17 protein-coding genes and 1 pseudogene are annotated in these 19,872 nt (G+C 39.4%); 9 read left to right on the forward strand and 9 right to left on the reverse strand.

All coding sequences use genetic code 11. The features are described 5' to 3' along the window. Nucleotides 1-4 precede the first annotated feature (4 nt). Entirely contained in the window at nucleotides 5-1,333 is a 1,329-nt protein-coding gene (locus H5122_RS01900; protein ID WP_182681112.1) for a GH1 family beta-glucosidase, read from the reverse strand. 239 nt (nucleotides 1,334-1,572) lie between these two features. Here H5122_RS01900 and H5122_RS01905 point away from each other — a divergent pair, with 239 nt between their 5' ends. Then, complete coding sequence (locus H5122_RS01905; RefSeq protein ID WP_182681113.1) at nucleotides 1,573-4,152, forward strand: exo 1,3/1,4-beta-D-glucan glucohydrolase; 2,580 nt, start codon at nucleotides 1,573-1,575, stop codon at nucleotides 4,150-4,152. A 49-nt stretch (nucleotides 4,153-4,201) separates the two neighbouring features. Here the strand turns inward: H5122_RS01905 and H5122_RS01910 are convergent, their stop codons facing one another. The 3 genes from H5122_RS01910 to H5122_RS01920 form a co-directional block, all read right to left on the reverse strand. Further along, a complete protein-coding gene (locus H5122_RS01910) occupies nucleotides 4,202-5,689 on the reverse strand; it encodes a tryptophan halogenase family protein (protein WP_182681114.1) in 1,488 nt (495 codons plus the stop codon). Beyond that, nucleotides 5,682-7,232 carry a tryptophan halogenase family protein gene (locus tag H5122_RS01915; protein ID WP_182681115.1) on the reverse strand — a complete coding sequence of 517 codons (1,551 nt, stop codon included), beginning with the start codon at nucleotides 7,230-7,232 and terminating at the stop codon, nucleotides 5,682-5,684. The genes H5122_RS01910 and H5122_RS01915 overlap by 8 nt, the downstream gene beginning before the upstream one ends. A 102-nt stretch (nucleotides 7,233-7,334) precedes the next feature. Then, entirely contained in the window at nucleotides 7,335-10,301 is a 2,967-nt protein-coding gene (locus tag H5122_RS01920; RefSeq protein ID WP_149602463.1) for a TonB-dependent receptor, read from the reverse strand. A gap of 457 nt (nucleotides 10,302-10,758) precedes the next feature. On the opposite strand from H5122_RS01920, the gene H5122_RS01925 reads away from it, so the two are divergent. The 8 genes and pseudogenes from H5122_RS01925 (at nucleotide 10,759) to H5122_RS01960 (ending at nucleotide 15,417) form a co-directional block, all read left to right on the forward strand. Beyond that, nucleotides 10,759-10,914, forward strand: a complete 156-nt coding sequence (locus tag H5122_RS01925) for a hypothetical protein (protein WP_259395740.1) — start codon at nucleotides 10,759-10,761, stop codon at nucleotides 10,912-10,914. Between the two features lie 75 nt (nucleotides 10,915-10,989). Continuing rightward, on the forward strand, nucleotides 10,990-11,649 hold the full coding sequence (locus tag H5122_RS01930) for a hypothetical protein (protein WP_259395739.1): 660 nt from the start codon (nucleotides 10,990-10,992) through the stop codon (nucleotides 11,647-11,649). 3 nt (nucleotides 11,650-11,652) lie between these two features. Next, a complete protein-coding gene (locus H5122_RS01935; RefSeq protein ID WP_182681117.1) occupies nucleotides 11,653-12,327 on the forward strand; it encodes a Crp/Fnr family transcriptional regulator in 675 nt (224 codons plus the stop codon). Nucleotides 12,328-12,398: 71 nt separating this feature from the next. Next, nucleotides 12,399-12,806: a hypothetical protein gene (locus H5122_RS01940; RefSeq protein WP_182681118.1), complete on the forward strand. Its 408-nt coding sequence runs from the start codon at nucleotides 12,399-12,401 to the stop codon at nucleotides 12,804-12,806. A gap of 84 nt (nucleotides 12,807-12,890) precedes the next feature. Continuing rightward, a complete protein-coding gene (locus H5122_RS01945) occupies nucleotides 12,891-13,394 on the forward strand; it encodes a DUF962 domain-containing protein (RefSeq protein WP_182681119.1) in 504 nt (167 codons plus the stop codon). Between the two features lie 59 nt (nucleotides 13,395-13,453). Further along, nucleotides 13,454-14,245: an SDR family oxidoreductase gene (locus H5122_RS01950; protein ID WP_182681120.1), complete on the forward strand. Its 792-nt coding sequence runs from the start codon at nucleotides 13,454-13,456 to the stop codon at nucleotides 14,243-14,245. Between the two features lie 61 nt (nucleotides 14,246-14,306). Continuing rightward, nucleotides 14,307-14,900 (forward strand): DUF2238 domain-containing protein, encoded by a 594-nt coding sequence (locus tag H5122_RS01955; protein ID WP_154903762.1) that lies wholly within the window; start codon nucleotides 14,307-14,309, stop codon nucleotides 14,898-14,900. A gap of 64 nt (nucleotides 14,901-14,964) precedes the next feature. Next, nucleotides 14,965-15,417 (forward strand): annotated as a pseudogene (locus tag H5122_RS01960) (GNAT family N-acetyltransferase). A gap of 37 nt (nucleotides 15,418-15,454) precedes the next feature. On the opposite strand, the gene H5122_RS01965 reads toward H5122_RS01960, so the two are convergent. From H5122_RS01965 to H5122_RS01985, 5 genes are all read right to left on the reverse strand, one after another. Then, a complete protein-coding gene (locus H5122_RS01965; RefSeq protein ID WP_182681121.1) occupies nucleotides 15,455-15,928 on the reverse strand; it encodes an N-acetyltransferase in 474 nt (157 codons plus the stop codon). Nucleotides 15,929-16,329: 401 nt separating this feature from the next. Continuing rightward, on the reverse strand, nucleotides 16,330-16,767 hold the full coding sequence (locus tag H5122_RS01970; protein WP_182681122.1) for a GNAT family N-acetyltransferase: 438 nt from the start codon (nucleotides 16,765-16,767) through the stop codon (nucleotides 16,330-16,332). A gap of 113 nt (nucleotides 16,768-16,880) precedes the next feature. Further along, complete coding sequence (locus H5122_RS01975; RefSeq protein ID WP_182681123.1) at nucleotides 16,881-17,897, reverse strand: hypothetical protein; 1,017 nt, start codon at nucleotides 17,895-17,897, stop codon at nucleotides 16,881-16,883. Nucleotides 17,898-18,360: 463 nt separating this feature from the next. Beyond that, nucleotides 18,361-18,540 (reverse strand): DUF6435 family protein, encoded by a 180-nt coding sequence (locus H5122_RS01980; protein WP_182681124.1) that lies wholly within the window; start codon nucleotides 18,538-18,540, stop codon nucleotides 18,361-18,363. Nucleotides 18,541-18,594: 54 nt separating this feature from the next. Beyond that, the gene (locus H5122_RS01985) at nucleotides 18,595-19,806 is read right to left on the reverse strand and encodes a PQQ-dependent sugar dehydrogenase (RefSeq protein WP_182681125.1); all 1,212 of its coding nucleotides are present in this window, start codon (nucleotides 19,804-19,806) and stop codon (nucleotides 18,595-18,597) included. Nucleotides 19,807-19,872 lie beyond the last annotated feature (66 nt).

Raw genomic sequence — 19,872 nt, forward strand, 5'->3', positions numbered from 1 at the left:
TAAATTATCGGCTAGTTATTAGGGTACTGTACGCTTTACCGCTGGCTTTAACAGTTCGTTTTTGTGTGTTGTAGTCTACGTGTACTATTCCAAAGCGCTTTAAATATCCTTCTGCCCATTCAAAGTTATCCATTAGGCTCCACGCAAAGTAACCATCTACTTTTACGCCTTGCTCGGTTGCGTTATGCAGGGCATTTAAATGCTCGTGGTAATATTCAATACGGTCGTTATCTTTGATTTCACCGTCTTTAAATTCGTCAGCCATGGCTGCACCGTTTTCGGTAATATAAATAGGTGGTAGGGTGTATTTTTCGTTTAACGATACAAGTAATTCTGTCAGCGCTTTAGGGTAAATTTCCCAGCCAATATCGGTCATTGGCGCTTTATGTGGCAGCTCATGGTAAAAGTCGGTTTCGCTTGCTTGATAATGCATGCGGGTATAAAAGTTAACCCCTAGGTAATCTAGCGGTTGAGCAATTATTTCCATATCGCCATCTAAAATATCAGGGTGGTGGGCTTTAGGTAATTGCTTAATAATATCAGGGTATTTACCTTGCATTACAGGCTGCATGTACCATTGGTTTATATAGTCATCAGCAAATGCAGTGGCTTTTAAATCGTCTTCACTTTGGGTAACTGAGTAACAAGGCGTAAAGTTAAGTACAATACCGTTTAGCGTATTTGGGCTATTTTTAGCAAGTACTTGCATAGCCAAACCGTGACCCAGTAATAAGTGGTGCGCGGCTTTACGACCAAATTCGCGACCTACTATGCCAGGCGCATGTACGCCTATTTCGTAACCTAAGTAAGAGCTGCAAAAAGGCTCGTTTAAGGTGGCGTAAGAGTGCACACGCTCCCCAAATGCTTTGGTAATTAAATCTGTGTAATGTGCAAATTCGTAAGCGGTGTTACGGTTTAGCCAGCCACCTTCGTCTTCAATATGTTGTGGTAAATCCCAGTGGTACAGCGTTACAAAAGCTTTAATGTTACGACGTTTTAATTCATCTAAAATGTCGGTATAAAACTTAACGCCTGTCGGGTTTAGGTGACCGCTTTTAGTCATTACGCGCGGCCACGAAATCGAAAGTCTGTAAGCGTCTACACCTAATGATTCAATTAAGTTTATATCGTCTTTCCAGCGAGTGTAGTGCTCGCAAGCTACATCGCCATTTGAATTGTCGACTATTTTGCCTTCTTTACTGCAAAAGGTATCCCAAATACATGGCAAGCGATCAGCTGCGCCGCCTTCAATTTGAAATGAGGCCGTAGCTACACCATAAGTAAAATTTTTGGCTAAAAGTGGTGAGCCACTAGGTAAAGATAATTGTTTCATTAAGAGAAAACCTCTGCTTCTTTTTTGGTAAAGTTTGCTTTGTATAGAGCGTATATTAAATTCATTATTGGAAGCGCTTCCATATTTAATTTGATTAATCACTAAGTATGGTATTTAATAACTTTAAGGAAGCGCTTCCATATTTAGGTTAGTGGCTATTGTTTAACAGGTCAATAGTTAAATTTAAATAACAAATAGGCGCTCACTAAATCACACTGACACAACACAGGGCTATAAAAATGAAAAAAAGCTTAAACACTAACAGGTTACACATGCTCCCAATTTTAATAGGAGGGTTGTGCGTTTTAAGTGGGTGTAATAAACAAGAGATTAACGCAAATAATAGCCAAAGCGCCGTAGCCAAAAAGGCTGAGCATGAGCAAGGGGATTTATCACTTTGGCCAACCCTTAAAAGTAAGGTAGTTAAAACGCCCGAAATTGAAAATACAATTGCACAGTATTTAAAAACAATGACGCTTGAGCAAAAAGTAGCGCAAATGATCCAACCTGAAATTCGCGATATTAGTGTTGAAGACATGCGCAAATACGGTTTTGGTTCGTATTTAAATGGCGGTGGCTCTTTCCCTAATGCAAATAAGCATGCAACGCCTGCAGATTGGATAACACTTGCTGAGAGCATGTATCAGGCATCAGTTGATGACTCAATTGATGGCAGTAAAATTCCGACCATGTGGGGCACTGATGCAGTACATGGCCATAATAATGTGATTGGGGCGACGTTATTTCCGCACAATATTGGTTTAGGTGCTGCTAATAACCCCGCATTAATTGAGCGCATTGCAGCAGCTACTGCAATAGAGGTAATGGCAACAGGCATAGATTGGGTGTTTGCACCGACTGTTGCGGTGGTGCGCGACGACCGATGGGGCAGAACGTACGAAGGCTACTCAGAAGACCCTGCAATTGTACGTGAGTATTCAGCCGCAATTGTAAACGGATTGCAAGGCAGAGCCGATGAAGACTTTTTAAGTGACAAACGCGTAATTAGTACCGTTAAGCACTTTTTAGGCGATGGCGGCACTGTAGATGGTGACGATCAAGGCGATAACATTGATAGCGAAGAGGTGTTATATAATATTCATGCGCAAGGTTATATAGGTGGCTTAACCGCAGGTAGTCAGTCGGTTATGGCATCGTTTAATAGCTGGAATGGTAAAAAAAATCACGGCAATAAATACTTACTTACCGATGTATTAAAAACAAAAATGGGTTTTGATGGCTTTGTTGTAGGCGATTGGAACGGGCACGGACAAGTTGCAGGCTGTACAAATGAAAGTTGCCCACAGGCTGTTAATGCGGGGCTTGATATTTTTATGGTGCCAACGGGTGCTTGGAAACCACTTTATGAAAATACAATTAAACAAGTAAAAGCGGGCACAATAACAATGGCGCGAATAGATGACGCCGTAGAACGTATTTTACGCGTTAAATTACGCGCGGGTTTATTTGATAAACCAAGCCCCGCAAATCGAAAATATTCAGGTAAATTAGAGCTAATAGGTGCGCCAGCACATCGCGATATTGCCCGCCAAGCGGTACAAGAGTCGTTAGTACTGCTTAAAAATAACAATCATTTATTACCGCTTAACCCATCAAGCAACATACTTATAGCGGGCGATGCGGCCGATAACATAGGCAAGCAATCGGGTGGTTGGAGTATTACGTGGCAGGGAACTAATAATCAAAATGCAGATTTCCCTGGGGCAACGTCTATTTATGCGGGGTTAAAAGCGCAAATAGAGGCTGCTGGCGGTAACGCTATTTTAAGCCCAACGGGTGAATTTAATACCAAACCCGATGTAGCCATTGTTGTATTTGGTGAAGAACCATACGCAGAAGGGCATGGTGATAAAGACAACCTTGAGTTTGAACGTAACAATAAACGCTCTCTTAAAATATTAAAAACATTAAAGAAGCAAAACATACCAGTTGTTTCTGTGTTTATATCGGGCAGACCAATGTGGGTTAACAGCGAGCTAAACGCGTCAGATGCATTTGTAGCAGCATGGCTTCCTGGCACTGAAGGGCAAGGCATTGCTGATGTTTTACTAGCGGATGCAAGTGGGAAGGTACAGTATGACTTTAAAGGTAAATTGTCGTTCTCGTGGCCTAAATCGCCACTACAAACCGCAGTAAATAATGGCGATGCTGATTACTCACCATTATTACCCTATGGCTTTGGCTTAACGTATAAAGATGAAAGTACGCTTAGCAATAATCTAAATGAAGACTCAGGTGTTGATATTAGTAACCTTGCGCCGCTATCTATATTTAATGGCAGCTTTAAAACACCGTGGCGTTTGTTTTTAAATTCAAACAGCGAGCAGCACCAAGTAGCAAGTAACAGTGTAAAGCTCGGCGGCATTACTTATCGCACTGAAGACAAAGCGATTCAAGAAGATGCAATGCAATTTAATTTTGATGGCACTGCACCCAGCTATATCGAAATTAATAGTAACTTTACCGAAGACAAAGTGGCCTATATTGAAGCAAATTCAGCCCTTAGCTTTAGCTATAAAGTAAACCAAATACCTAGCTCACAGACATACCTTGCAATGAAGTGCGAACAAGGCTGTGGCGGCGAGCTTGATATTACCCGTGATCTTGAAAATGCTGATTTAAATACATGGCAAACCATGAGTATAGATTTAACGTGTTTTGCTAAAAAGGGCGTTGATTTTGCCAGAGTAACCAGCCCTTTTATTATTAAAACGGCAGGAGAGATTAACGTTTCAGTTGCAGATATTAGCTTTAAACCACAAAGCGCTAAAAGCGCCGTGGTTAAGTGTGAAGAATAAAACGTAAAAGTTGTTGTGTGTACCAAAAACCCTTAGTAATAAGGGTTTTTTATGCTGGGCAATACTGCTTTAAAAACTCATGATGAGATGGTAATTGGCTTACGCGTTGCTCTATTTGTTGCTTAATACCGTGTAAAAAACGGGTGAGTTCTTCATCACTCATCATGCTGGCTATTAAGTGATGTTGATTAGGCTCAATACCTTGACCAAGCATAACTTGCACCCACGAGTCGACTCTAAAAATGTCGCCATCGTCTAAAAATACACGGCCGGTTTGTTTAAACAAATCAATTTTATGTTGAAGTGTTTTTGGCACTTCCATGGCGCTACAATGTTGCCAAAACTCACTGTCATCGCGATTAGTTACTTTGTAGTGCAGCACAATAAAGTCGCGAATATTTTCGATTTCGCTTTTAAGTTGTTTGTTGTATTCGTCAATGGCGTGATTGGTAATGCCATTAAACGGAAATAAACGCATAAAGCGAATAATACCCGACATTATTAAGTGAATGCTGGTGGACTCAAGTGGCTCAACAAAACCGCTAGCAAGGCCAAGCGCTAAGCAGTTTTTATTCCAGCCTTTTAAGCGGCGCCCTGTTTTAAATTTAATAATAAGGGGCTCTGTAAGCGCCTCGCCCTCAATGTTACTTAATAAGAGCGCTTTGGCTTGCTCGTCATCCATATATTGGCTGCAATAAACTAATCCGTTGCCTACACGGTTTTGCAGCGGTATACGCCATTGCCAGCCGCTTTTATGGGCAATAGAGCGGGTAAGTGGCAATACGGTATCGCTGGTTGATTTTGTTTGCACCGCAATGGCGCTGTTACACGGTAGTAAATGCGACCAGTCTTCGTAGCCAGTATGCAATGCTTGCTCTATTAATAAACCTCTAAAGCCGGTGCAATCAATAAAAAAGTCGCCGTTAATAAGCTCGCCATTATTTAAAGTAAGTGATTCTATATGGCCCGTTTTAGTGTTTTTTACTACTTTTTGTATTTTACCTTCAATGCGTTTTACACCCAGTGGCTCTGAAAATTCACGTAAAAACTGCGCGTAACGCGTGGCATCCATATGGTAAGCATAGTTAATGGGGTTTTGCTGATTAAACGCAAATTTACCGGCTTTAGCCGCTTGCAGCTCGTAGCAGTAATCGCCAAATGGGTTGTTTATTCCAAGTGCTTTACCTTGCAGCCAAAAGTGATGAAATTCACCCGCCCAACATTCTTTGCCCGTTGCGCCAAATGAGTGAATATAATGCGTGTTTTCATCGCCCCAGTTTTCAAAGCTAATACCTAATTTAAAGCTTGCTTGAGTGGCTTTCATAAATGCTTGCTCGTTTATACCCAGCAATTTATGAAATGTACGAATAGGCGGAATTGTTGCTTCACCAACACCTACAGTGCCAATATCGTCAGATTCAACAAGGGTTATGTTTATATTGTTACCAACTAGTTTAGCAAGTGCTGCTGCGGCCATCCAACCTGCAGTGCCGCCTCCAGCAATTACTACGTTTTTAACAGCGTTTGTTTTAGTCATTATGTGGCTGCCCATTATTTAATAAAAGATGATTTAAAAGCGCGCGATTACTTGGCAGTCCATTTAAGCACTGCGCTATTTTTTCGCGATTTTGCTGATAATAGTAATCCCCAGCGCGTGGGTCGTTAAATGTATTTTGTGCAGAGATTGTTTGTGTATTAAAGCCCATGCCATATAAAACGTATTGGTAACTGCTTGATGAAAACACTTCTTCGTTTTCAATAAAATCAAAGCGGCTAGGGGGCTGAAATTGCCAAAGTTTAAGTAAGTTTTGCAGGCGCTCGGGCGCGGTATTTAAATTACTAATATCTTGCCAATAAGGAGTGTCGTCGCGCTCGCTTAGTACATAATGAAGTTTTAAGAATTCAATAACGCGCTGCCAACGAGTGCTAAAGCGGCTGTTAAAACGAATTGCAAGCTGGCTCATGTGGGTGCGGTTTTGCGGTAGTTGCTCGCTTATCATGCTAATTGAAAGTTCAACCATAGCAAGAGCTGACGCTTCAAGCGGCTCTAAAAAGCCAGCTGACATACCCACGGCAACACAGTTTTTAATCCAAAATTGTTGCCTGTAACCAGGGCTGAATTTTAATACACGGTAGGTAAGTTGCTCAGCTTGTTGCTCACTGCTGCTTTTGGCTATGTAGCTTTTTAGTGTATTTGTTGCGCTTTCATCGCTTTGATATTTACTACTAAATACATAACCTGTACCACGGCGTGTTGGCAGGGCTATATCCCAAATCCAGCCGTTACTTTGCGCTGTAGATAGCGTAGCAGAGGCAATTGGCTGATCGATGTGTGCATTAGGTATTTGCGCCGCTACAGCGCTGTTATTAAATAAAATATGATCTTGCGTTATAAACTCACTATTAAAATGATCACCAATTAAACGAGCACGAGAGCCTGAGCAATCTATAAATAAATCACCTGTTATATCGCCATTATTATTTATTTTTAATGCGGCAATATAGCCATGATCGTCGTCAATAACCTCGGTTACATCGTCAATAATATGTGTAACGTTTAGATTTTTAACACAGTGATTTTTTAAAAACTCAGCAAATTTACCCGCATCTAAATGATAGCCATAGTTGGTGACTGCTGCGTATTCGGGAGTTTGTAATTGTTTTGGTGCAAGTGCTGCTTGGCATACAAAGCTTTGCATATTAACAACGTCGGCAAATTTTTGATCAGGTGCAATACGTTGCCAACTGGCGTGTAAATTAGTGTGCTCGTAGCCTTGTGGATTCATAAAAGGGTGGTAGTAGTTTTCTCCCTCGCTGAGGTTGCGCCAATTTATAAATTTAGAACCTTGCTTAAATGACGCGTCGCACTGGGTTATAAAATCACTTTCTTTAATGCCAATGCGCTGTAGTGTGTTGCGCATTGATGGCCATGTGCCTTCGCCCACACCCAATATAGGCACGTTTGCCGACTCCACTAACGTTACATTAAGGTGCGGGTGTTCGGCGGCTAATAAGCCTGCGCTTAGCCAACCAGCAGTGCCACCACCTAAAACGACTATTTTTGTTATTGGTTTGGTCATGAGTTAACACCCTAAAGTTGATAACAATTAAACTAGCATTAATACTGTTTTAAATACAAAAAAGCCGCTAGTAAAAACTAACGGCTTTACTTTGTATTACCTTTAGAAGTTGTAACGCATACCAATATTGTAACGTGCGCCTAGCTGTTGTAGGTTCCACAATTGTACTGACGTACGGCCATGTTCGCGGCTGTTTTGTTCAGTAATGTTAAGGCCTTCAACAAAAAACGATAGTTGTTCGCTGTAGTTGTACGCAACATTAAAGTCGATTTGATAATATTCTTCAGTAAAGCCAGGCTCGTTTACGTATCGAGCTGCGCTATTTAAAAACTTATCACGCCAGTTGTAAGCAATACGTGCTTGAAAATCATCGTTTTCGTACATTGCAATAAAGTTGGCTGTATCGCTTAAACCCACTAGTGCAAATTGTGTAGTAGTAGGGTCAGCGTTTACATCAAAGTCTATGTCGCCATTAACTGTGGTGTAGTTTGCTTGCACACCAAAACCGCTTTCACCAAAAAAGTGTTGAAAGGCAATTTCAAAACCATCAATAGTGGCATTTTTATTGTTGGTAGGTACTTGCGCTGTAAATTCTAGTAATGGGTCATCGCTGTTGGCAATTACATCGTAAGCGGCTTCAAACTCTTCGTAGGTCATAGAGTCAAAATCAACGCCATTTTCTGTTGCGGCAACCATTTGAAATAAGTTTGAATCGGTTAGAGCAAGTCCGCGAGATTCTAGCTCAGCAATGGCAGCTTGAGCGCGAGGGCCTGCTGTTGCATCGCGTAATCCGTAGTAGTTTTGCGTCATGGGTGTTAAACCAATAAAGTTTTCGATGTCTTTAGTGTAATAACCTACCGACACATAACTTGTTTCTGCAAAGTACCACTCAGCCGATACATCAATATTATCTGATTCAAGCGGCACTAAACCAGGATTACCTGTTGACGCTGTAGCTGGTGATGAACCCGCTAAAAGAGTAGGGGCACCTGGTACACCAACCGTCGCTGCTGAACTTAAGTTGTCGTAAGTTGGGCGAGCAATTGTCGTGCTATAAGAAAAACGCGCTTTTACGTTTTCAATTACTTCTATGTCAAAGTCAAAGCTTGGTAAAAAGTGATCGTAGCTAGATTTAAGCGTGAAATCTTCTTTAGCCGAGCCAAAACGAACATTAAAGTCGTTATTACCTTCCCACGCTACTGCGTTAGGTAAGTCGATATTAGCCGTTGAGGTAATGTCGGTAGACTCTTGGCGCGCGCCAATTACAATGTTGTATGGCATATCGCCAATGTAGCCGTTGTAAGTAAATTGCACAAACGCTGCGGTTATATCTTCTTCAATGGTGCGGTTAGTTGCAAATGCGCCATCGGCTGCAAAGTTAAAGCCGTATTCTTCACCTGCCCAGTAACCAATTTGCGATGCGCTGCCAGTATAACCTTGGTTGAACGAGCCCGATGTATCGTAGTCGTCAAACTCAGCTAAAAAGTTTGTTGGGTTTAGGTAGCCATCAGGTAGTTCGCCTGGGTTTTCTATACCCCAGTTACCCATTGTATTACGTGTAAGTGATTGCAGTGAATGGCTTTCCATAGAGCGAGACTCTATACCAAAGTCAATTGCACCGTTTTCAATTTCGTATTTACCATGGATTCTAAATTCTGTAATTTCAGATTCTTGGCGAGCAAAGTTAGAATCTAAAATAGACGTACCCACATCAGAGGCATCTAACGTGTTATTACAATTTAGGTTGTCTCGGCGGCAATCATCAAAATCGATACTCATTGATGGAAGTTCGCGGCTAAAATCAACTTCTTGTGCGTTAACTACGTTTGCGCCCAAGCCTGCGTTTACCCAGCTGCCGTAAGGTGCATCTGGTTTGCTAGTGGCTTTTGAATTGTGCGCATCAAACATAAAGCTCAATTCTGAATTGAAATAGTATTCAACGTTTAAACCAATAGAGTCGTTTTGGTTAACTTGGTTCAGCTCTTGAAACGCTAAACCTAAATCGCGTGTTTGCTGATCGCGACGTTCTTCTCGGTAATAAATTGGGGTTTTTACCGTGTTATCGTCAAACGTTAGCGCGCTTTTGTAGTTATCCATCCAAATTGATTGCTCAGCACGGGCTTCGAATAAATCTTGCTTAGAATATGTGTAATCAAGCGTGGCTGTTAAATCGTCAATTGGGCTGTATTGCAGCGTTAATTGCGCGTTTGTACGAGTACGTTCTCTGTCGGCAATGGTGTAGCGCAAATCTGATGGCATTGAATAAAGCTGACCAACAGCGGGTGCATTAGTTAAAACAATATCGTCTGCAGCTTGTGGGATTGTGCCGTCAAAAGCTGATGTATTCCATTGATTTACAAACGCACCTGTTGATGAGCTATCGCGCTGTTGCATGCTTGCAGTTAACGAGGCACCAAATTTAGCTTCACTGTCGGTCCAGCTAATTAAGCCCGAAAGCTCAGGTGTTATGTCATCACCAACGCGGTTTGTTGAGTCGTGTAATGCTTTTACGCCAATGCTTGAAACAAAGCCTGGATTGTCGAGCGGGCGAGCCGTATTAATATTAATTGTTGCGCCAATACCACCTGATGCAATGCTAGCTTTACCCGTTTTATATACTTCAACCGATTTAACGCTATCAGACGCTAAGTTTGCAAAGTCAAATGCACGAGAGCTGGGTGTACCACCGCCTGCAGGCAAAGATGCCGCCGGCATTGTACGCCCGTTTAGGGTTACCATATTGTAGTCGGGGCCAAAACCACGAACCGTTACTTTAGAGCCTTCACCATTTGAGCGATCAATCGACACACCCGTAATACGCTGTAGCGACTCGGCTAAGTTGGTATCTGGGAATTTACCAATATCTTCAGCTGATATTGCATCTACAACACCGGCGGCGTCGCGTTTTAAACGAGTCGACTCTTTAATACTGCTTTTAAAACCAGTAACTTGGATTACTTCAACATCTGTATTTGCTTCTTGTGCATATACAGGCAAAGAGATTGATGCACCTAAAATCAGAGATAGGCTGGTCGCTATCTTTGTTTTTCTTACAATATGGTTGGACATTCGGTTTCCCTCGCGCTTTTATCATTATTATTAACAGCTTGTATGGGGCTGTTATTGTGTAGTTATAAACATTGTCAAATGTGTGGAAGCGCTTCCAGAAAGATCTATTTAACTAGATTTTGTGGAAGCGCTTCCATAAATGCTAGTTTATATTTTGAATAGGGTCAACTGTTGTTTTAATAAAATGAGACTAAATTGTTTTTAAAATGTATGTTTTTTGAATTTAATTTTATTTAAAGTATAAATTACAATTGGTTATAAAAAACCGTTTGAAATAGTGCGGTAACAACATTTTATTATAAGAAAACCAATTATTGATTAATTTAGTTATTTACATATTTTTATAAGGTGTTTAAATCAGCTTTTAATACTAGCTAAAATTAATAAATCGGCCGTTGGTCACTCAACAAAAAATAGGTACATTTGCTAACTTAGCGAAAATGCCGATGTAGTGATTATGTACAACGCAATTGATGAAAACGCATCAAGCGGCGGTTCTATCTCAGTTTATGAATCGGTCATTAAAAACCAGTGGTTGTTTAAAAAATCGTTAATTAAATCACTAAAAAGTAACGTAGTTTTTGCAGAAGATGGTTTAAAAATAAACTTATAAAGTATTGCGCATAAGGTGTTGCGAGTCGCTAGTTTTATCGCTATTTTAAAGGCTCTCTCATAGATGGATTTTATTATGCGCATTAAATTTTTAGCGAGCTTTTATTCTTTCTTCTTGTTTGCTCTGTTTGGTTGTGAAGATCAAAGTATGGCAATTCAAGGTAGTCCTCAGCTAAATAATAATGTAAGTAACTCACCCTCTAATCTCAAAGTAAACACGCCTCCAGCAGCTCAAACACACGAACCCGCTTTAGTGGTCGGTATGCTAGCAACACATTGTAAAAGTAATGAAGCAGCCTACATTAACGCAAAAATGCATAAAGTTGTGCGTAACCCAGATGAAAATACAGCCTACAAGTTAGAGCCTACCGATAAAGTGCTTTCTATTTGCGTTGCAAAAGATGACTCATCACTTAGTTATCGATTTGGTAGAGTTAATGACATAGGGCTTGAAAAAGAAGCTACACCAAATGCACCATTTGGCAGTTACTACAGGCAAGTAGGGCGTATTGGCGAGAGTATTTTATTTTTTAGTAACGGCGAATACCACTACTATATTATTAACTCAGGCGGTATGGGCAGCGGTGTAACCGTTAATGTTTATAAAAACGATACATTAATAACTGAGCTGTTTTCGGGTAATGATCCTTACGATGATTTTGTTATAGCAACCGATTTAAATTTCCCTAAAAAATTGGTTATAGAAAAACAGCCATTTAATAAGCAAATGCAGTAAATAATGACTCCACAGCAGCAAAACGTTATAGAGCAAGGGCATTGGTTTAAAAACCGTAGCGCTTATTTAAAAAGCTTTTTATTAACGCAGGGCAAAACGCTTTCACTAAAGGCTCAGCAATCATTATTTTTGCGAGGTGATAAGCACGATGGAATTTATGCCGTACTTAGCGGCGTGGTGTGTATTAGTGGCGTAAGTAACGAAGGCAAAGAAGCCGTATTGAGCTTTATTGATTCATCACTGTGGTTTGGCGAAGTTACCTTGTTTGATGGTGGCCTGCGTACTCACGATGTATATGCACAAACTGATGTTGTGCTTTTTTACGTGCCCCAACGCGAGCTTGAACAGCTATTAAACAAGCAGCCACAATATTGGCAAGAGTTTGGTTTATTGTTGGCACAAAAATTACGCCTAATGTTTACCTCAATGGAAGATCACGCATTACTAAGCGCTGAGCAAAAAGTATGCAATCGACTTTTAATGCTTAGCGAACATACAGAGCACTTAACACCGCTTGTTTTATCTCAGCAGCAACTTGCTGATATGACCTACCTAACGCGCCAAACTATTAATCAAATACTGCAACAGCTTGTTAGCCTACAAGCCATTAGTTTGGGGTATCAACGCATAACTGTTTTAGATAAACAAAAGTTACAGGCGCGTGCTACACAAGCTTAAATAGAGACTTTTTTATTTAGTTGGAACCAAAATTGCTACAGATAATGTAACGCAACAATGGATTTGAGCTAATGACTACAATAACCTTTAAAAATCAATATAGTAACTATAACTCTCCTGCATTAAATAAAGCGGCAGGACTAAGCGAAGTTGCGGCAACTAATACCCTCCCTAACGAAAAAACAAATGATGTTAAAGGCATTACCTCAGCTCCTAAAGAACCAACGTTTTTAGAAAGTGCTCAAGAAGCGCTGGTTTATCAGCGCTTAGGTGTAAACAAAAACAAAATAGACGAACTAAAAGCGACAATAGAAGAACTCACTAAAGAGCTACAAGGAGAGGGCGCAGACCCTGACGCAATTGCTGATAAAATTGATGAGCTTCAAAAAATGCTTGAGCAAGAGTATCAAAAAGGGCGCGAGCGAACGGATATGCAAGGTGAGCATGAGCCGGGTAAAATAATTTCTGCATTTGTTTAATTTACAAAATGTCGGATACCTGACATTGTTGTTGTGTCTACTTTTGCTAAAGTAAGTTTTATATATAAAAATAAAGGCAAAACAATGAAAACACTTCAACAGCAACTTGGTAAATATGGTTTGTATCATCGTTCTAAGCGCAATGTACTAACGCACTTTTTTGGTATTCCGCTCATTGTATTTGCAGCGTTGTGTTTACTTGCGCGTATTCAAATACCCCTTGGTAGCGTAGTAATTGATGGCGCACAACTTTTTGTATTAGCGTCGGTTGTTTATTATTTTATGCTGAGCTTTTCGCTTGGCTTTATTATGGCCGTAATATTCACCTTACTCCTTGTTAGTGCTCAGCTTATTGCGGCAATGGCGCTTTGGCCGTGGTTGAGTATTGGCGTAGGTGTGTTTGTATTTGGCTGGGTATTACAGTTTATTGGGCACTATTACGAAGGTAAAAAACCGGCGTTTGTAGATGACCTAATTGGTTTAATTATTGGCCCTTTGTACGTAACCGTTGAACTACTATTTTTAATGGGCTTTTACAAAACATTAGAAGATGAAGTAAACGCAATAGCAGGCCCTACAAAAGCGTAAAATACATTACTAAGTACTTTAATAAAACCTAATAAATAACAATAAAAGGCAGATAACGTATGCAATATAATATTAAAACCGTGTGGATCACCGGGGCATCGTCAGGTATTGGTAAAGAGCTTGCTATACAATTTGCTGAGCTTGGAGCGCGCGTTATTTTATCGGCGCGCAATGTAGATAAATTAAACGATTTAAAAGCAACGCTTAAAGGTGAAGGGCACTTAGTTGTGCCGCTGGACTTAGCCGAGCCAGAGCATGTACTAAGTACAGTAACAGCAAAAATGAGCGAGCTTCCTGCAATAGATATTTTGATTAATAACGGCGGCGTATCGCAGCGTAGCTTATTTTTAGAAAACGACTTTAACGTGTATCGCCAATTAATGGAGGTTAATTACTTTGGCTTAATTGCACTTACTAAAGCTATATTGCCTACTATGGTGGCAAGGCGCAGTGGCTCAATTGTGTCTATTAGTAGTGTGGCGGGTAAAGTAGGTTCAAAATTTAGAACAGGTTACTCGGGTTCTAAATATGCGGTTGTTGGTTTTATGGATTGCCTACGTGCAGAAGTAGCACAACATAATATTCATTGTTTAACAATTTGCCCAGGCTCTATTAAAACAGCAATTGCGCATAACTCACTAAACGAGCAAGGCATAGCGCAAAATAAACCAGAAGAGTCGATAGAAAATGGCATGGATGTAAGCGTAGCAGCTACAAAAATGATTCGTGCCATTAGCAATAAAAAAGACGAAGTGATTATTGGCAAAGGTTTAAGTGGTTGGGCGCCTACAATTAAGCGCTTTTTTCCTACTTTGTTTAATCGCATTACTGCAAAAACAAACTATAGGTAGCGTCGTTTATTTCAAAGGCGTAAAATGCCGTAAATTTGATCAATTTAGAAAAGGATTCTAAATGAAGTATTTATGGCTGAGCCTGTTTTTTATTGTATTAATTTGGTCTGGTATTAACCCAAAAGATCAATTTACATGGCTGCTTGAAGTTATCCCCGCAATTATTGGTTTAGTGCTGCTAGCAAGTACCTATAGCCACTTTAAACTAACTCCTATTTTATATACATTTATTTTAGCGCATTGCATTGTGCTGATGATTGGCGGGCATTACACCTACGCCGAAGTCCCTTTGTTCGATAACCTATTTGGTAGTGAGCGTAATAACTACGATAAAGTAGGACACTTTTTTCAAGGCTTTGTACCTGCACTACTAGCACGCGAAATTTTACTGCGCAAAAAAGTAGTAAATGGTCGAGGCTGGTTAATCACCTTTGTTATTTCGGTATGTTTGGCATTTAGCGCCTTTTACGAATTAATAGAGTGGTGGGTTGCAGTGTTAAGCGGCGAAAACGCAGAAGCATTTTTAGGCACGCAAGGTTACGTGTGGGATACCCAATCAGATATGGGATTGGCGTTATTTGGGGCTATTTGCTCGTTGTTAATGCTTTCAAAAGTACACGACAAACAGCTTAAAAACGTTAAAGATTATTTATAGGCTATAGGAACGTTAAAGACTATATAGAAACGCTTATAAAATATTAATAAAAGACTATTAACTTATGACTGTAAACACTAGTGATTACTCAATCAGCACAGACAAAAGTAAACTTAACTTTAACGTTATTTATAACTTTATTGCTAATAGCTATTGGGCCAAAGGCATTCCTAAAAGCGTGATGCAATCGGCTATTGATAACTCAATGTGCTTTGGTGTTTACAGCGCTCATAACGAGCAAGTTGGCTTTGCCAGGGTAGTGACCGATAAAGCAACCTTTGCCTATTTAGCCGATGTATTTATTGCCCCGCACTTGCAAGGTAATGGGCTGAGTAAGTTACTTATTAAAACGATAGTAGAGCACCCTGAGCTGCAAGGGCTCAGGCGCTTTTAATTAGCAACTTCTGATGCGCATGGCCTTTATGCGCAATACGGGTTTAAACCTATAGATAACCCCGCACTGCTAATGCAAATAAGTCCTGAGAATGTGTATGATCAAAACAATCGTAAGAGCTAATAAACGGGGGAAGAGCATTGTCCGTTTCAAGGTCTTGTTATGTTTCATTACCAAATAAACCTAGATAATATTCTTTTTTATCGTTTAGGTATGAATTCCCCAATTTGACGAAGCCAAATTTAGGAAGTAGATGTTGCATTACTTCATTAGTATCTTGTGTGGTCGCGAAAGTTGAATAACCTTCGCTTGCATCAAGAACACCTTCCATTAATTGATTACCCACACCATTTACTTTTGCGTATATATAACCAATTTCACATTTATACTTTTCAATAGCATTAGATACACCAGCAGCTTTAAAAACTTTAGATTTATATATTTGTAGTGGATTTTTTAACCCTGCAATAGCTACACAAGCATCACCTTGCCAAATAAAAATTAATTTTTCTGCTTGCTTAACTCGAGAGCGAAGACCAACAGGACTAACTTGCCCACCTTCGACTGCCATTTTTTCAAATGTATCTAATTCAAATAGAGAGCATTCACTTGGAGATTTAATTATAGTTTTCATAAGTACCCGAAGAAACATAACGAGCCTGTAGATTAACTCGTTTTTTATTTATTTTTATTGATAAACAAACCATAGCTGAGTTCCTATTTTGGTTCAATTGATTACTGTATTTTTACGCAGAATATAGAAGTGTTTGGTGTTGTTTTAATTGGCGTTTTGGACAGGATTATGGGTGCTTTAGTAGCTTTATTTTAGGTTAAAAGGGCTTACCCTCATTAATGCATCGTGTTTTTCAGCTTTTCTATATTATGAACAAGGCAATACAGTTGCCGCAGCGTGAAGTAAGGTATTCACTTTCATTTGACCCCGTAAGGTCAATTTATTCATGCCTTTGTTCACTGTAATGTACCGCTTTTTATTTAAAGGAAAGTCGGTTCAAGGTAATTAGGATGGGTGTCATCCTAATTTTTTATAACTGCGAGCATATCTTCATCGTCTTCATCCATACCGATCTCAACAAAACCAAAGCTAGAATAAAATTCCTTAGCTACTGGATTTTCAGGGTTATAGCAAATCTCTATCTCCTTGAGGTTTGTAAGCTGTTTTATTTCAGCTAGAGCAAGGTCTAATGCTTTACGACCAATACCTTTTTTTTGATGTTTTCGGTCAATCATGAACCGCCAGATTGAAACTTTAGTTAGTGACTCTTTAACCCACATAAAGAAACCGACAGGTTCTTTTTCCAAATAAATTGCTCTAGTTTCATGCCCATCGTTGAATATAGATTCAACAAGTGACCACATATTACAAGCAACGTACTCCTCTTGTTCCTTTGACACATTAAGCTCACATACATCTTCATAATTTTCTTTTGTGACTTGGCGAAGTGATACTTCCAAAGTTTTCTCCTTAAAACCTAACGCCCTGTTAACAGGCAATAATATAGTTGGCTAAAATAAGTGAACGGAGTGAACAAAAAGCCAACTGTATTTTGTCCTTGTTTAACAGCTTGTTAGGCACTTTTGGGAATATCTTCTACTTTTAAAATTGCTTCAAAATGGTGATATCCATTTTCATTTACTTCATCTTTTTCAGTAACAAGTATTGGAATTACCTTCCCACCAAACGCCTTAGGAATGAAACGGTATCCAATACACTCTTCGAAAAGCTCAAGAAAACTATCATAGTCCATTACAATTTCATCATGGTAACTCATAAATTTATTTGTAATTACTGCTACCCAATTGTCGTTGTCATCAAAAACCAGAAGTGCGTCTCCTCTATTTTCTGTATAACCTCTAGAAATGTATAGGGTATCACCTGGAGCCACATCTTTAATATCACCTGTAAAAGAATCCTTAGGTTCCCAGAATCCATTTAGAATTATTTCTCCTGTTTCATTTATTTCATGACTTAAGAAAAACTCTGCCATATCATACATCTTACTTTCGTTTTCTTCTTCAATTCTTAAACTAGCTGGTAACTCTGACTTCAATTCTTTAATTTCATTTTCAAGATCACTTTCTTTAGACGAAGCCGTTGCAATATTATCTAAGTATTCTTTCTCAAATTTGTCCGCTGCCCCTCTGAGCCCCTTAAGTCGAGATATTTCTTTAGTTAAGTGAATTTCATCACCTATAATATCGCCCCAATCTGCAATTGAAGAATTAACAGCATCTTGTGCATTCAAAAGGCAAAACATTACTGATTGTTGATTTTGAGAGTCTTTAGTTCCTACTTTATCTGGAGCCAATAAATTTTGGGCTCTAGATAAGGATCTTTCAATTTCCTTAATCCTTCGAAAAGCTCCAATTGCAAATTTCTTTTGAGCAGCTATAAAGCTTAACTCACTAAAGTAACTTGAAATAATCCAAGAAAAACCAATTGAAAATAGTAACTGTAATATATTGAACAACGCCGTTTCGGTTTTTGTAACTGTTTCAGCATTATTTATTTGTATGAAAGAAATAATTATTACTCCAATAAACAGAGCAAAAGCGATGAGGTTTTTGAGACTTGTTTTATCCATAAAGTTTAATACTCCACAATTGGAAAGTTGGTAGTGCCTAACAGCTTTATCAGAGGACACTTTCCTCTTTTTATGAGCAACGCATGTCCTCTTAATTATTTTTAATATTAATAACAAATCCTGTAACACATTGCGAGTATTAAACTTTAAGTCGGGCTGTTCTTTTAATAATATGCAGAAAAGAGGAAAACGTCCTCATTTTTTGACTTAGGAGGAAAAACGCCAACGCGGTACATAAATGCAGCAATTAAATATTTAAAATGAAAACCAAATCCGATTTCAAATCATTTAATATTCACTAAAAAACGGTGGCGATAATGTAAGTAACCGCTTTAAGCACACTTGTTTATGTAAGCATATTATAAAAGGTGGTTTACGGATGGTGGGAGCTGTAAAGCGAGGTCATGAATTACTAAACGCGTCTTCCTGCTTTTGAAACAGGGCTGACACGTTTAATATGAACTTACTTGGCTTTTTTTGCCTCAAGTACTTCTATTTCACTCCAGATTTTTTCGGCTTCTGCACTTAACATTGCAAAGCTTTTAATGTCGCCTTTTCTTTGTGCCTGCATGCCTTGCTCTAGTTTAACGTCGTATTCTTTACGCAGTTTTTTTATTGGGTCAGGCTTTAAAAATGAAAACATTAGTATTCTCTTAATATATTAAATTATATGTAGTTAGTGTACGCATTAATGGGCTTAATAGTTCTTTGTTTGGTGAAAATGTTTAGGTTCTGGCTCTAGGCGTTTAATACCTTGGCCATCAATACCTAAATAAATAAAACCATCACTGCCTTGGGCTAGGCTGCGTACTCTGCCAATTCCATCGAGTATTTTATATTGCTTAACAACCTTACCTTTTGAGAGCTCCAGTGCGCTAATAAATGCAAATTTCATTGAGGCAAGTAATAGCTTACCTTTAAGCTTTGGGTATTTATCACTCGTTACATACAACATATCGGATGGCGCAATAGAAGGGGTCCAGTGTAATGCGGGCGATTGCATGCCGTCTTTTTCTTTAAGGTCTGTAAATGTGGTACCGCTGTAGTTAACACCATAGCTTACTAAAGGCCATCCGTAGTTAGCGCCTTTTTCTATTATATTAAGCTCATCGCCGCCGCGTGGTCCGTGTTCGTGAGACCATAAAATATTATTTTTATTATCAAACCACATGCCTTGTGGATTACGGTGCCCATAAGACCATGCCGCATGTTTTGCATGTTTTGCATTTTTTCGTTTAACAAACGGATTGTCGCTTGGGATACGGCCATCATCGTGTAAGCGATAAATTTTACCGCCATCACGCGTGAGATCTTGCGGGTTTATGTCGCGCGAGCCGCGATCGCCAATTGAAAAATAAACATAACCTTTATCATCAAACACAATACGGCTGCCGTAGTGCTGGCCTTTGGTACTATTATGCTCGCCTTTGTATAGCAATTGCTGATCAGAAAACTGCGTATGATCGCTACTTAGCTTGGCGCGCATTAAGGCGGTGTTACTTCCGCTTCCTTTGCCCTCACTACTTGAGTAACTAAAGTACAGCCATTGGTTTTGCTTACTATCGGTGTGTAGTGATAAATCAAGCAACCCACCTTGGCCATTAGCGTCAATGTCGGGCAATCCAGAGACCTTAGTTAACGTAGTTGTATTTTTTGGTAATAAAAATAACGTTCCGCTGCGCTCAGATATTAATAAATCACCATTAGCTAAAGGCTCAATAGCCCAAGGTATAACTATGCCTTCTGCCGCTGTTACTGCGTTAACGTTAAGCGATAAAGTATCGAGCTGCTTATAGTTTTTTACGTAATCGCTTTTTGCATTTGCGGGTGCATTAATAGCAAACATAGCAACGGTTAAGCCTGCACTTATTATTTTAGGGAGTGTGTTATGTGACATTAAATTTATCATTATGGCTTCCAAAATTAATCCAATCTTACATAACCTTAACATGGCATAAATAAATTTGTTAAGCGT

Source organism: Pseudoalteromonas sp. SG43-8 (assembly GCF_014164245.1).
Classification (GTDB): domain Bacteria; phylum Pseudomonadota; class Gammaproteobacteria; order Enterobacterales; family Alteromonadaceae; genus Pseudoalteromonas; species Pseudoalteromonas distincta.

Excerpts from the sequence above, each read along its gene's own strand:
- H5122_RS01900 (WP_182681112.1), bottom strand. The coding sequence starts at position 1,333 with ATGAAACAATTATCTTTACCTAGTGGCTCACCACTTTTAGCCAAAAAT.
- H5122_RS01905 (WP_182681113.1), top strand. The coding sequence starts at position 1,573 with ATGAAAAAAAGCTTAAACACTAACAGGTTACACATGCTCCCAATTTTA.
- H5122_RS01910 (WP_182681114.1), bottom strand. The coding sequence starts at position 5,689 with ATGACTAAAACAAACGCTGTTAAAAACGTAGTAATTGCTGGAGGCGGC.
- H5122_RS01915 (WP_182681115.1), bottom strand. The coding sequence starts at position 7,232 with ATGACCAAACCAATAACAAAAATAGTCGTTTTAGGTGGTGGCACTGCT.
- H5122_RS01920 (WP_149602463.1), bottom strand. The coding sequence starts at position 10,301 with ATGTCCAACCATATTGTAAGAAAAACAAAGATAGCGACCAGCCTATCT.
- H5122_RS01925 (WP_259395740.1), top strand. The coding sequence starts at position 10,759 with ATGTACAACGCAATTGATGAAAACGCATCAAGCGGCGGTTCTATCTCA.
- H5122_RS01930 (WP_259395739.1), top strand. The coding sequence starts at position 10,990 with ATGCGCATTAAATTTTTAGCGAGCTTTTATTCTTTCTTCTTGTTTGCT.
- H5122_RS01935 (WP_182681117.1), top strand. The coding sequence starts at position 11,653 with ATGACTCCACAGCAGCAAAACGTTATAGAGCAAGGGCATTGGTTTAAA.
- H5122_RS01940 (WP_182681118.1), top strand. The coding sequence starts at position 12,399 with ATGACTACAATAACCTTTAAAAATCAATATAGTAACTATAACTCTCCT.
- H5122_RS01945 (WP_182681119.1), top strand. The coding sequence starts at position 12,891 with ATGAAAACACTTCAACAGCAACTTGGTAAATATGGTTTGTATCATCGT.
- H5122_RS01950 (WP_182681120.1), top strand. The coding sequence starts at position 13,454 with ATGCAATATAATATTAAAACCGTGTGGATCACCGGGGCATCGTCAGGT.
- H5122_RS01955 (WP_154903762.1), top strand. The coding sequence starts at position 14,307 with ATGAAGTATTTATGGCTGAGCCTGTTTTTTATTGTATTAATTTGGTCT.
- H5122_RS01965 (WP_182681121.1), bottom strand. The coding sequence starts at position 15,928 with ATGAAAACTATAATTAAATCTCCAAGTGAATGCTCTCTATTTGAATTA.
- H5122_RS01975 (WP_182681123.1), bottom strand. The coding sequence starts at position 17,897 with ATGGATAAAACAAGTCTCAAAAACCTCATCGCTTTTGCTCTGTTTATT.
- H5122_RS01980 (WP_182681124.1), bottom strand. The coding sequence starts at position 18,540 with ATGTTTTCATTTTTAAAGCCTGACCCAATAAAAAAACTGCGTAAAGAA.
- H5122_RS01985 (WP_182681125.1), bottom strand. The coding sequence starts at position 19,806 with ATGATAAATTTAATGTCACATAACACACTCCCTAAAATAATAAGTGCA.